Source organism: Phytobacter cepae (assembly GCF_054165735.1).
In genome coordinates this window covers 4,219,649-4,232,599 of record NZ_CM135107.1, presented here as the reverse complement: position 1 = coordinate 4,232,599, position 12,951 = coordinate 4,219,649, and the positions used below count along the sequence as shown (strand labels likewise).

11 protein-coding genes are annotated in these 12,951 nt (G+C 53.7%); 4 read left to right on the top strand and 7 right to left on the bottom strand.

Annotated elements, in window-relative coordinates:
- Positions 1–106: 106 nt before the first annotated feature.
- Complete coding sequence (gene hemL / locus ACUY4Q_RS19920) at positions 107–1,387, bottom strand: glutamate-1-semialdehyde 2,1-aminomutase (protein ID WP_458044416.1); 1,281 nt, start codon at positions 1,385–1,387, stop codon at positions 107–109.
- A gap of 193 nt (positions 1,388–1,580) precedes the next feature.
- Between hemL and erpA the strand changes: the two genes are divergently transcribed.
- Entirely contained in the window at positions 1,581–1,925 is a 345-nt protein-coding gene (gene erpA, locus ACUY4Q_RS19915; protein ID WP_458044415.1) for an iron-sulfur cluster insertion protein ErpA, read from the top strand.
- Positions 1,926–1,971: 46 nt separating this feature from the next.
- On the opposite strand, the gene ACUY4Q_RS19910 is transcribed toward erpA, so the two are convergent.
- From ACUY4Q_RS19910 to mtnN, 3 genes are read right to left on the bottom strand one after another with little or no spacing between them, the layout of a single operon-like run.
- Complete coding sequence (locus ACUY4Q_RS19910; RefSeq protein WP_458044414.1) at positions 1,972–2,595, bottom strand: TRIC cation channel family protein; 624 nt, start codon at positions 2,593–2,595, stop codon at positions 1,972–1,974.
- A gap of 14 nt (positions 2,596–2,609) precedes the next feature.
- The gene (btuF, locus tag ACUY4Q_RS19905; protein ID WP_458044413.1) at positions 2,610–3,410 is read right to left on the bottom strand and encodes a vitamin B12 ABC transporter substrate-binding protein BtuF; all 801 of its coding nucleotides are present in this window, start codon (positions 3,408–3,410) and stop codon (positions 2,610–2,612) included.
- Positions 3,403–4,101 carry a 5'-methylthioadenosine/S-adenosylhomocysteine nucleosidase gene (gene mtnN, locus ACUY4Q_RS19900; protein ID WP_458044412.1) on the bottom strand — a complete coding sequence of 233 codons (699 nt, stop codon included), beginning with the start codon at positions 4,099–4,101 and terminating at the stop codon, positions 3,403–3,405. Before mtnN ends, btuF begins: the two co-directional genes overlap by 8 nt.
- A gap of 108 nt (positions 4,102–4,209) precedes the next feature.
- Here mtnN and dgt point away from each other — a divergent pair, with 108 nt between their 5' ends.
- From dgt to cdaR, 3 genes are all read left to right on the top strand, one after another.
- Entirely contained in the window at positions 4,210–5,724 is a 1,515-nt protein-coding gene (dgt, locus tag ACUY4Q_RS19895) for a dGTPase (RefSeq protein WP_458044411.1), read from the top strand.
- 136 nt (positions 5,725–5,860) lie between these two features.
- Complete coding sequence (degP, locus tag ACUY4Q_RS19890) at positions 5,861–7,300, top strand: serine endoprotease DegP (RefSeq protein WP_458044410.1); 1,440 nt, start codon at positions 5,861–5,863, stop codon at positions 7,298–7,300.
- 159 nt (positions 7,301–7,459) lie between these two features.
- The gene (gene cdaR, locus ACUY4Q_RS19885; protein ID WP_458044409.1) at positions 7,460–8,617 is read left to right on the top strand and encodes a DNA-binding transcriptional regulator CdaR; all 1,158 of its coding nucleotides are present in this window, start codon (positions 7,460–7,462) and stop codon (positions 8,615–8,617) included.
- 100 nt (positions 8,618–8,717) lie between these two features.
- On the opposite strand, the gene ACUY4Q_RS19880 is transcribed toward cdaR, so the two are convergent.
- The 3 genes from ACUY4Q_RS19880 to glnD all read right to left on the bottom strand — a co-directional run bounded on the left by ACUY4Q_RS19880 (position 8,718) and on the right by glnD (position 12,761).
- Entirely contained in the window at positions 8,718–9,107 is a 390-nt protein-coding gene (locus ACUY4Q_RS19880; RefSeq protein WP_458044408.1) for a DUF3461 family protein, read from the bottom strand.
- Between the two features lie 121 nt (positions 9,108–9,228).
- Positions 9,229–10,053, bottom strand: coding sequence for a 2,3,4,5-tetrahydropyridine-2,6-dicarboxylate N-succinyltransferase (gene dapD, locus ACUY4Q_RS19875; RefSeq protein ID WP_458044407.1), 825 nt, complete (start codon positions 10,051–10,053; stop codon positions 9,229–9,231).
- A 32-nt stretch (positions 10,054–10,085) separates the two neighbouring features.
- Entirely contained in the window at positions 10,086–12,761 is a 2,676-nt protein-coding gene (gene glnD, locus ACUY4Q_RS19870; protein WP_458044406.1) for a bifunctional uridylyltransferase/uridylyl-removing protein GlnD, read from the bottom strand.
- Positions 12,762–12,951: the final 190 nt, after the last annotated feature.

Sequence of the window (12,951 nt, the reverse complement as noted above, 5' to 3'; positions counted from 1 at the left end):
AGGGGACCAGGCCGGCTCGCAATTTTTTGTGGGGATTCCTCAGCCCAGTGGGAAAGGGCCGGGGTGAAGGCATCAGGCCGCACAAATCTGACCTGATGCACCCCGCTTATAGCTTCGCGAACACCCGACGCGCCGCGTCGACGGTGTTGCGAATGTCTTCTTCGCTATGGGCGACGGACATGAAACCCGCTTCGAAAGCAGACGGCGCCAGATACACGCCCTCTTCAAGCATCAGATGGAAGAAGCGCTTAAAGCGTTCGACATCGCATGCCATCACATCCTGATAGCTTGAGACTTCCAGCGCATCCGTAAAGAAAATGCCGAACATGCCGCCGACGTGGTTCACCACCAGCGGGATATCTTTGTCGCGCGCAGCATCGAGTAAACCGTCAGCCAGCAGTGCCGTTAAGTCATTCAGGGTTTCGTGAACGCCAACCTGCGACACTTCAGTTAAGCAGGCGTAACCCGCGGCCATCGCAATCGGGTTGCCTGAAAGCGTACCCGCCTGATAAACCGGGCCGGTTGGCGCCAGCGCCTCCATGATGTCGCGACGGCCGCCAAAGGCTCCCACTGGCATACCGCCGCCGATGATTTTGCCAAGGCAAGTCAGGTCTGGCGTCACGTCGTAGTAAGCCTGGGCACCGCCCAGCGCGACGCGAAAGCCGGTCATCACTTCATCAATAATCAGCAGGGCGCCAAACTCATCGCACACGTCGCGCAGACCTTGCAGGAAGCCCTCTTTCGGCGGAATGCAGTTCATGTTGCCCGCAACCGGTTCAACGATGATGCAGGCTATCTCCTGCGGGTACTGTTCGAAGGCTTCACGAACGGAGGCGAGATCGTTATAGGTGCAGGTCAGCGTGTGTTTAGCAAAATCTGCCGGGACGCCCGGTGAGTTCGGCTGGCCCAGCGTCAACGCGCCGGAACCGGCTTTGACCAGCAGGCAGTCAGCATGGCCATGGTAGCAGCCTTCGAATTTGATGATTTTGTCGCGCCCGGTAAAGCCGCGCGCCAGGCGAATCGCGCTCATTGTCGCTTCGGTGCCGGAGTTCACCATACGCACCATGTCCATGGATGGCACCAGTTCGGTGACCAGTTCCGCCATTTTGACTTCCATCTCCGTCGGCGCGCCAAAGCTCAGGCCGCGTTCAGCCGCTTCTATCACGGCGCTGCGAATGGCCGGGTGGTTATGGCCCAGCACCATCGGACCCCAGGAGCCGACGTAGTCAATATAGGCTTTGCCATCGGCGTCGTAGAGATAAGCGCCGTCAGCACGCTCAATAAACAGCGGAGTGCCGCCCACGCCGGTAAAAGCACGAACCGGAGAGTTCACACCTCCCGGAATAAGCTTACGAGCGGCGCTGTAGAGGTTTTCTGACTTACTCATGAAATCGTTCCTGGTGAATTTTCGAAAGTGGGGGTCATTCTAAGGGATCCGGCGATCGTTATAAAAGTTTTGCGCACGGAAAGGATAGACAAGGCAGGGGGAGAAGACTTGAAGGATTAGTGTCTGTGATGGATAATAGCCGAAAAGATCGGGTCACTATTTGCCCAGATCGCAGTATGAATGGGAGCAAAAAATGAGTGATGACGTAGTGCTGCCGCTGCAGTTTACCGATGCAGCCGCCAGCAAAGTAAAGCATCTGATCGCAGATGAAGAAAATCCAAACCTGAAACTGCGTGTCTACATCACCGGCGGTGGGTGTAGCGGCTTCCAGTATGGTTTCACGTTTGATGACCAAATCAACGATGGCGACATGACCATTGAGAAGCAGGGCGTGGGCCTTGTTGTCGACCCGATGAGCCTCCAGTATCTGGTGGGTGGTGCCGTTGATTACACCGAAGGCCTGGAAGGTTCTCGCTTCGTGGTGACCAACCCGAACGCGACCAGCACCTGCGGCTGCGGTTCTTCCTTCAGCATCTGATTTTTAGGATGTGACAAAAAAGCCGTGTCAATGATACGGCTTTTTGCTATCTGCCATTCTCGTCCAGCGCAAAGGTGGGCAGCTTGAGGTGCCAGCGAATCGCTGCGAGACGAATAGCCAGCGTCACCACCATTCCGACCATACTGGCGGCTTCCAGCGGCATATCGAAGCCGTAAAAGGCGGTCGCATGAACAATCCCACCGGCGATGCAGGCCGTTGCATAGATTTCCGTGCGCAGGATCATCGGCACTTCACGGGCAAGGACATCGCGAATAATCCCACCGCCGACGCCAGTTAATACGCCCATGCAAATGGCGACCAGGGGGCCGGTGCCGGCCAGAAACGCTTTGTTAACCCCAATGCCAACGAACACCGCGAGCCCGACTGCATCCAGCACGGGTAATACCCACTTCGGCAAACGGCGTGGCTGACGAACTAACAGAATAGTCAGCATGCAGGTGACCATGGCGACCACCAGATCGGTGGGATCTTTCACCCAGAAAACCGGGCCGTGGGCCAGCGCCATGTCGCGAATAGTGCCACCGCCGACGGCGGTGACCACACCCAGAACCAGCACGCCAAAGGGATCCATCCGGAGCTTGCCGGCCAGTAACACACCTGATATCGCAAAAACAGCGGTGCCGACAATATCCAGCCAGTAGACGAGCATGGTTCGATCCCCGGTTATTTCACCTGCGCAAGGGCAGAGCAGAGTTGTTGAGCGGCGAGGATAATACGCGGGCTGGCACGTTCAAACCAGTCGCCGGTGAGAGGAATGACCGGAATATCGAGCTGTTTGCGCCAGAATTGTTCAATTTTAGGAATCTCACTCGCACCGCCTGCCACCACAATGGCCTGAGGCTGACGTGCCAGCACCTGCTCGCGGCTGACCTGAGGCCAGGGTACCCGGCTGGCGGCAAAGATATTTTCGCCGCCACACAGTTCCAGTACCTCGTTTTGCAGTGACCCTTTGCCACTGGTGAAAAGCGGTTCGCCGCCAAATTGCAGGAAAACACGTTTTGTCGGCTGGCTGGCATACTGTTTTTTCAGTGCGTTGTACTGCGCGAGAAGCGTGGCCGCAGCCTCTTTTGCCTGTTCCGGGTGCGGGCTATAATGTGCCAGTTGATTCAGAGACTCCGCGACCTGTTCAATGGTCACAGCATCAATCCACATGACCGTAATGCCCAGCCGCTCTAGCTGATTGACCTGACGTTCAGCATTACCGCCGCGCCAGGCAAGCACCACATCAGGCTTTAACGCCACAATACGTTCAACGTTCATGCCCTGCCAGGTAGCGACCTGTTCAATACCCTCGGCTTCGGCAGGGTAGTCGGAATAGCTGCTTACAGCCACGGGCGTAATACCGGCTGCGAAAGCGAGTTCAGTATTACCGGGAGAGAGGGAAATGACGCGTGGCGCAGCGTAGAGCCACACGGGCAAAAGGAGAAACAGGGCGGCCAGCGCCCTGAAAAAATGCTTAGCCACGAGCCAGGTTCTGCACCAGCGTCTCAACCATCAGGCTGGACTGTTTCGCAGCGACCACCAGGAACTCGTCAAAGCTGAGGTGGGATTGTTGATCGGCAACGTCAGAGATGGCGCGAACCACTACAAACGGAATACCAAAGTTGTGGCAAACATGCGCAATCGCCGTCGCTTCCATTTCAACCGCGGCCGCTTGCGGGAAGTTATGCCGGATTTTAGCCAGGCCCACCGAGCCATTAATAAACGCATCACCGCTAACAATCAGGCCACGCACGGCATTCAGGTTGAGCTGTTTAATGCAGGCTTCCGCCGCAGCAACCAGTTTCTCATCGGCTTTGAAACCAGCCGGACAGCCCGGAAGCTGGCCAAGTTCGTAACCAAAGGCAGTGACGTCGGCGTCGTGGTAACGCGCTTCGTCAGAGACCACGATATCGCCCACTTTCAGGGTCGAGGCCAATCCACCGGCGGAACCGGTATTAATAATCACGTCTGGCTTGCAGTGTTCCAGCAGCAGCGTTGCGCCCATGGCTGCGGCTACTTTACCAATGCCGGATTTCAGCAGGGCCACTTCTGTACCATTCAGCGTACCGGTGTAAATTTCACAGCCGCCCATAGTCAGCGTCTGACGATTGTCGATTTTGTCACGCAGCAGCGTAACTTCTTCTTCCATTGCACCAATAATACCAATTTTCATGGAGATACTCGCTAAAGTGATAAGACAGGATTACGTTTACAGGGCATAGTCTATCATGGCATACAGAATTGCATGTCATCCCGTGACGCCTCGCTGACAGGAGAGGAAATGACAGAGATCGATTTTCGAAAAAAAATAAACTGGCACCGTCGCTATCGCTCCCCGCTGGGGGTGAAAACCGAACGTGAAATCCTGCGCATTTTCGAAAGCGATCGTGGGCGAATCATTAATTCGGCAGCCATTCGCCGCCTACAGCAAAAAACCCAGGTCTTCCCGCTTGAGCGTAATGCGGCGGTGCGTACGAGGTTGACCCATTCGCTTGAGGTACAGCAGGTTGGGCGTTATATCGCCAAAGAGATTCTCAGCCGCCTGAAAGAGATGCGCTTACTCGAAACCTACGGGCTGGATGAACTGACCGGGCCGTTTGAGAGCATTGTCGAAATGGCGTGTCTGATGCACGACATCGGCAACCCGCCCTTTGGTCACTTTGGTGAGGCCGCCATCAATGACTGGTTCCGCCAGCGTCTTGTGCCTGACGATGCCACCAGCCAACCGCTGACGGACGACCGCTGCGAAGTGGTTACGCTGCGCCTGCGCGAAGGCGAAGAGAGTCTTAACGCATTGCGGCGTAAAGTGCGCCAGGATCTCAGCCATTTCGAAGGTAATGCACAGGGTATTCGCCTGGTGCATACGCTGATGCGCATGAATCTCACCTGGGCGCAGGTGGGCTGTATTTTAAAATACACTCGTCCTGCGTGGTGGACGGGGGAAACCCTGGCAACGCACAGTTATTTAATGAAAAAACCGGGCTTCTATTTTTCTGAAGAGGCCTATGTTGCACGGCTGCGTAAAGAATTGGATCTCGACACTTACAGTCGCTTCCCATTGACCTGGATTATGGAGGCGGCGGATGACATTTCCTATTGCGTGGCCGATCTTGAGGATGCGGTCGAGAAACGTATTTTCTCAGCTGAACAGCTTTATCAGCATCTTTATGAAGCATGGGGAGAGCATACAAAGGGTTCTCTCTTTTCTCAGGTCGTGGAAAATGCCTGGGAGAAATCCCGCGCCAATACCCTGAGTCGCAGTGCCGAAGATCAGTTTTTTATGTATTTACGGGTGAATACGTTAAATAAACTGGTGCCTTATGCGGCCCAGCGGTTTATCGATAATTTGCCGCAGATTTACCGTGGCGAATTCAATCATGCGCTGCTCGAGGACGACAGCGATTATAGCCAGCTCCTTGAATTATATAAAAACGTCGCCATTAAAGAGGTGTTCAGTCATCCTGATGTTGAACAACTGGAGCTGCAGGGCTATCGGGTGATTAGCGGCTTGCTGGAGATTTATCGTCCGCTGTTGCAATTACCCTTAGCTGATTTTACAGAGCTGGTGGAAAAAGATCGCGTACGCCGTTTACCCATTGAATCGCGACTGTTTCAAAAGCTCTCTACCCGCCATCGACTGGTTTATGTAGAAGCGGTGAGCAAATTATCCAGGGAGGACGCCGAGTATCCAATAATGGAATATTACCACCGTTGCCGTCTCATCCAGGACTATATCAGCGGTATGACCGATTTATATGCGTGGGATGAATACCGTCGCCTGATGGCAGTGGAATAACGAGTCGGGAATTGTAAAGAGAAACAATAAATTTTTACTTTTTCCAAAAACTTAATCCCGGAACTTCACGTTATAAAACGACTCTGAGTGACACATACACAGCCGTTTTGCGTTATCTGTAAAGAGATTGAGAGACATGAAAAAAACTACGTTAGCAATGAGTGCTCTGGCGCTGAGCTTAAGTCTGGCGCTGACCCCGATATCTTCCATGGCGGCTGAAACAGCCTCGTCAACAGCGACGTCGCAACAACTTCCAAGCCTCGCCCCGATGCTCGAAAAAGTGATGCCATCGGTAGTGAGTATCAACGTGGAAGGCAGCACGACGGTTAATACGCCGCGCATGCCGCGCAACTTCCAGCAGTTCTTTGGTGATGATTCCCCGTTCTGCCAGGAAGGGTCTCCGTTCCAGAGCTCGCCGTTCTGCCAGGGTGGACAAGGTGGACAGGGTGGCGCACCGGGTGGCGGTCAGCAGCAGAAGTTTATGGCGTTAGGTTCTGGCGTCATCATTGATGCGGCAAAAGGTTATGTGGTGACCAATAACCACGTTGTCGATAACGCAACGACCATTAAGGTTCAACTGAGCGACGGACGTAAATTCGATGCGAAGGTGGTGGGTAAAGACCCGCGTTCTGATATCGCCCTGATTCAGATTCAGGAGCCGAAAAACCTGACGGCTATTCAGTTGGCTGATTCTGACGCACTGCGCGTGGGTGACTATACGGTCGCTATCGGTAACCCATTTGGCCTGGGCGAAACTGTCACCTCGGGTATCGTTTCTGCACTGGGTCGTAGCGGTCTGAACGCTGAAAACTACGAGAACTTTATTCAGACGGATGCGGCGATTAACCGCGGCAACTCTGGCGGTGCGCTGGTCAATCTGAACGGTGAGCTGATCGGCATTAATACCGCGATTCTGGCACCGGACGGCGGCAACATTGGGATTGGGTTTGCTATCCCAAGCAACATGGTGAAAAGCCTGACGGCGCAAATGGTGCAGTATGGTCAGGTTCGTCGTGGCGAACTGGGGATTCTGGGCACCGAGCTGAACTCTGAGCTGGCGAAAGCGATGAAAGTCGATGCACAGCGCGGGGCATTCGTGAGCCAGGTGATGCCAAACTCAGCCGCCGCGAAAGCGGGCGTGAAAGCCGGTGATGTCATTACCTCGTTGAATGGAAAAGCGATTGGCAGTTTTGCTGCCTTGCGTGCCGAAGTGGGCTCCATGCCGATTGGTAGCAAAGTAACACTGGGGCTGGTTCGCGATGGTAAGCCGGTCAATGTGAGCATCGAGCTGCAACAGAGTAGCCAGACGCCTGCTGAAGCGGCCACTGTGTTCAGTGGTATTGAAGGCGCTGAAATGAGCAACAAAGGCAAAGACGAAGGTGTGGTGGTCAATGATGTTAAAGCCAATTCGCCGGCTGCCCGCATTGGCCTGAAGAAAGGTGACGTGGTGATAGGTGCAAACCAACAACCCGTGAAGAACCTTGGCGAACTGCGCAAAATTCTCGACAGCAAGCCTTCCGTGCTGGCATTGAACATTCAGCGCGGCGACACTTCCCTCTATCTGCTCATGCAATAATCGCTTTAACCCTCTTCTCCCGTCCGGGAGGGGAGGGCTTCCCTCAGATTTTGTGAGGCCTTCCACAACTCCATACTTCTGATTCCTGCTTTGTGCATATGCACAATGCGCGGCATGGTTTTCTCCCATATGCTTGGGCTCTGCTCACGGGAGGGTTACATGGCTGGCTGGCATCTTGATACTAAAATGGCGCAGGATATCGTGGGACGCACAATGCGTATCATTGATACAAACATTAACGTGATGGATGCACGTGGGCGCATCATTGGTAGTGGGGATCGCGAACGTATTGGGGAATTGCACGAAGGTGCACTGCTCGTACTCGCCCAGGGTCGCGTAGTGGATATCGACGATGCCGTAGCCCGCCATCTGCACGGGGTACGCCAGGGCATCAACCTGCCGCTGCGTCTTGAAGGGGAGATCGTGGGCGTTATTGGCCTGACGGGAGAACCCGAATCGTTACGTAAGTACGGCGAGCTGGTGTGCATGACTGCCGAAATGATGCTTGAGCAATCCCGTTTGATGCACCTCCTTGCGCAGGATAGCCGCCTGCGTGAAGAGCTGGTCATGAACCTGATTCAGGCTGAAGAGCACACGCCAGCACTCACCGAATGGGCCCAGCGTTTAGGTATTGATTTGAATCAGCCGCGTGTGGTTGCCGTGGTGGAAGTCGACAGCGGTCAATTAGGCGTAGACAGCGCCATGGCCGAGCTTCAGCAACTGCAAAACGCGCTGACCACCCCCGAACGCAACAATCTCATCGCGATTGTTTCTCTGACGGAGATGGTGGTGCTCAAGCCTGCGCTCAATCAGTTTGGCCGTTGGGATGCCGAAGATCATCGTAAACGCGTTGAGCAGCTTATTCAGCGCATGAAAGAAAACGGTCAATTGCGTTTTCGTGTCTCGCTGGGAAATTACTTTACCGGGCCGGGAAGTATCGCCCGTTCATACCGTACCGCGCGCACCACCATGATGGTGGGTAAACAGCGTATGCCGGAAAGCCGCAGCTACTTCTATCAGGATTTAATGCTGCCTGTATTGCTCGACAGCCTTCGCGGTGGCTGGCAGGCCAACGAACTCTCTCGTCCACTTCAGCGACTTAAAGCAATGGACAACAACGGGCTGTTGCGCCGGACGTTGTCGGCATGGTTCCGTCATAACGTGCAGCCCCTGGCAACCTCAAAAGCCCTCTTTATTCACCGTAATACGCTGGAATATCGGCTGAACCGTATTTCTGAGTTAACGGGATTAGATTTAGGCAATTTTGATGACAGACTGCTGCTGTACGTGGCACTGCAGCTGGATGAGCAGCGTTAGGTAAAAGTAAAACGGCAGCCGCAGGGCTGCCGTTTTGCTGTTGGCACCTTCTCCCGAGGGAGAGGGCCGAGGTGAGGGCATCAGACTGCACCCCTCCCCATTACTTATTGCGCGTGAGTTTTTCCAGGTCAGATTCAATTTCATTGATCTTGTTGGCAACCACGCTTTCAAGATGGCGGAGATCGTCAAGGATCTTGCGTTTCAAATCCACATCAGTGCGATCGCGCTGGCAAATCTGGTCAAGCTCATCAATCACATAGCGCAGGTTTGGACTGATCTCCTGCACTTCCTTGTAACCCTGACCGATACCATCCGCGACCACCGTCTTACGCTGACGAGGGTATTTAAACTTTACGCTTTTAGCAAAAAACTCGCCTTTGTCCTTGTGAAAATAGATTTTCAGGATGTCGTTATTCGCTTCCTGGCGGAGGCTGTAACGGTCAATTTCATCAGGATTGGTAATGCCTAAACTTTTCAGATTATCGTACATAGCGGTACCCTTAAGCTCAACATAACCTATGAATAATTAACGAAAAAATCTATTTTCGCCACTGTAATATGTTAAAAAGGCGGTATATGTCACCCTCTCCCGAACTGGAAGAGGGTATGACTTAATCGATGGTGCGCAGCAGTTCGTTGATGCCCACTTTGCCACGCGTTTTCGCATCGACTTTCTTAACGATCACAGCACAGTACAGGCTGTATTTACCGTCTTTGGACGGCAGGTTGCCGGAAACGACAACGGAGCCCGCCGGTACACGGCCATAGTGCACTTCACCGGTTTCACGATCGTAAATACGGGTGCTCTGTCCAATATAGACGCCCATGGAGATAACGGAACCTTCTTCAACGATAACACCTTCAACAACTTCAGAACGTGCGCCGATGAAGCAGTTATCTTCGATAATGGTTGGGTTAGCCTGCAGCGGCTCCAGAACACCGCCGATGCCGACGCCACCGGACAGGTGAACGTTTTTACCAATCTGCGCACAGGAACCCACTGTCGCCCAGGTATCTACCATGGTGCCTTCGTCGACGTAAGCGCCAATGTTGACGTAGGACGGCATCAGCACGGTATTACGTGCAATAAAAGCGCCCTGACGAACGGCTGCAGGAGGAACGACGCGGAAGCCTTCTTTCTGGAAGCGCGCTTCGTCATAGTTGGCAAATTTCATCGGCACTTTATCGAAGTAGCGGCTTTCCGCACCGTCGATAACCTGATTATCGTTAATGCGGAACGAGAGCAGAACTGCCTTCTTGAGCCACTGGTGAGTAACCCACTGGCCGTCAATCTTCTCTGCGACGCGCAGTGCGCCTGAATCCAACAGGGAGATAACCTGCTTAACCGCTTCACGGGTAACGGTATCTACGTTTGCTGGGGTGATCTCTGCGCGACGCTCGAAAGCGGCTTCAATAACGTTCTGTAACTGCTGCATTATGACTCTTTCCATCTCTGTAAAAAAAAACGTTACCCTTTATCGTTTGGATTGAGGGCCTCTGTCAACCGTTGTTGTACCTCGCGTTGCAGCTCATTATTAAGGCCACGCCGGTCGGCTGTCGCGATTATAAATAAATCTTCTACTCGCTCACCAATTGTCGTAATTCGCGCCCCGTGCAGTGAAATACCCAGGTCGGCAAAAACTTTCCCTACGCGGGCAAGTAGCCCTGGCTGGTCAAGGGCAATCAGCTCCAGGAAGGTGCGTCTGTCGGTATGTGTGGGCAGGAAATTGACCTCAGTATCAACATTAAAGTGGCGCAATTTGGCCGGTTGGCGACGCGGCTGCGGTGGCTGCCAGGAGTGCTGCGTAATGGCCTGTTCAAGGCCAAAGCGGGTTGCTTCGTGCCGATCGGCAGAAAGCGGGCTACCGTCGGGCTCCAGCACGATAAAGGTGTCCATCGCCATGCCGTCGCGCGTCGTGAAAATTTGTGCATCGTGAACGCTCAGGTTGCGCCGGTCCAGCTCAGCGCAGACCGCAGCAAACAGATAGGGTCTGTCCGGACTCCAGATAAAAATCTCGGTTCCGCCGCGTGTTGCCTGAGGACTAAGCAAAATCAGCGGCTTGCTGAGGTCGTGCTTAAGCAGGTGCCGCGCATGCCAGGCCAGTTGATTTGGGCTGTGGCGGACAAAATAGTTGGCGCGACAGCGTGCCCAAATCTGATGCAGTTTTTCTTCATCAATATTATCCATGCGCAACAGCGCCAACGCCTGCAATTGATGATGGCGCACGCGTTCGCGCATATCCGGCGTATTTTGCATACCACGACGGAGCTGCTTCTCCGTGGCGAAATAGAGTTCGCGCAGCAGGCTCTGCTTCCAGCTATTCCAGAGGGTTTCGTTGGTCGCGCAGATGTCGGCCACCGTCAGGCAAACCAGGAAACGCAGACGATTTTCCGTTTGCATCTCCTCGGCGAACTGCTTGATGACTTCCGGATCCTGAATGTCGCGACGCTGGGCGGTGACCGACATTAACAGATGATTGCGCACAAGCCAGGCGACCAGTTGGGTCTCCCTGGAATTAAGGCCGTGGAGTTCGGCAAATTTCAGTACATCCTGCGCACCCAGTACCGAATGGTCGCCGCCCCGTCCTTTGGCGATATCATGGAATAATGCGGCGATTAAAATGAGCTCAGGGTGGGTCAGACGTGGCCAGAGGTCGACACAAAGCGGATGGCGGGGACGCGTGGCTTCATCGGCAAAGGTTTCCAGTTTAAGCATGACCCGGATGGTGTGCTCATCAACGGTATAGGCGTGAAAAAGATCAAACTGCATCTGACCAACAATGTGCGACCACTGCGGCATATAGGCCCACAACACGCTGTGGCGATGCATCGGCAAGAGCCCACGTTTTACCGCACCTGGATGACGCAGCAGGCTGAGGAAAATCGAACGCGCTTCCGGGATGTAGCACAATGGCTGGGTCAGGTGTCGGCGTGCGTGGCGCAGATGGCGAAGCGTGGTCGAGTAGATCCCGGTGATGCTGCTATTGCGCACCATAATATAGAACATACGCAGTATCGCCTGCGGTTCTCGAATGAACAGCGTTTCATCACGGAGATCAATCAGTGACCCCCGTAGCTGAAACTCATCATCAATGGCGCGTGGTTTTTCATCCGTCGTCAGCGCCAGTATGGCTTCATCGAACAGCTGCAACAGCATCTGGTTCAGTTCGGTAACCCGGCGCGTGACACGGTAGAAATCCTTCATCATATGTTCGACGGGCTGATTGCCTTCGCCGACGTAATTCAGACGCTGCGCAACGCTGAGCTGACGGTCGAACAGCAGTCGGTTGTCGTAACGGTTGAGTTCAAGGTGAAGAGCAAAGCGTATCCGCCAGAGCAGGTGCAGGCATTCGTTGAGTTCATTACGCTCGGCTTCGGTCAGGAAGCCAAAGCCGACCATCTCATCCATTGAGGTGGCGCCAAAATGGCGGCGTGCAACCCACTGCAGGGTGTGAATATCACGCAGTCCGCCGGGGCTGCTTTTAATATCAGGTTCCAGATTGTAGCTCGTACCGTGATAACGCTGGTGGCGATCGTTCTGTTCCACGACTTTTGCCGGGAAGAACTTTTCCGATGGCCAGAATGACTCGCTGAAGATGTGTTTTTGCAGCTCCAGAAATAGCGCGACATCACCGATGAGCAGGCGCGATTCAATCAGGTTGGTGGCCACGGTTAAATCGGATAATCCTTCCAGCAGGCACTCTTCTAAGGTGCGCACGCTGTGCCCCACTTCCAGCTTCACATCCCAGAGCAGAGTGAGTAATTCACCAATCTTTTGTGCCCCTTCATCGGAGAGTTTTGCCCGACTCAAAATCAGCAAATCAATATCAGAAAGGGGATGTAGCTCACCACGGCCATAGCCGCCGACGGCAACCAGGGCAATGTCACTTTGCTCACCAAAGCCGTAGTCCAGCCACAGTCGTTGCAGCAACTGGTCAATAAATTCAGTCCGTGCCTCAATGAGTTGCTCTGCTGACAACCCGGCATCAAAAACATGCCCCAGCCACTGCTGGAAGCTGTCTATACGGGCTTTGATTGTCGCGACGGTCAGTTCACTTGATGACCAGTCGCCGGGATAAGCAGGCTGACCTGGTAACGTGGGTTTTAGCGTACTGACAAATTGTTCAGAAAATGTATTGCTCATTAACAGGCCACCCTAATCTATGGGACAGCAAATCACGACACGGGGCGTAAATATGTCGGTGCGGACAAAACGTATTCAGTAAAGGTTAAGACATGCATTTCATCAGACAAGTTAAAAGAGATAACCGGAAATGAAAAGACGTTTATCTTTATGAAGCATGGCAGGAAATATAAGGGAAAATTGTGCGTGC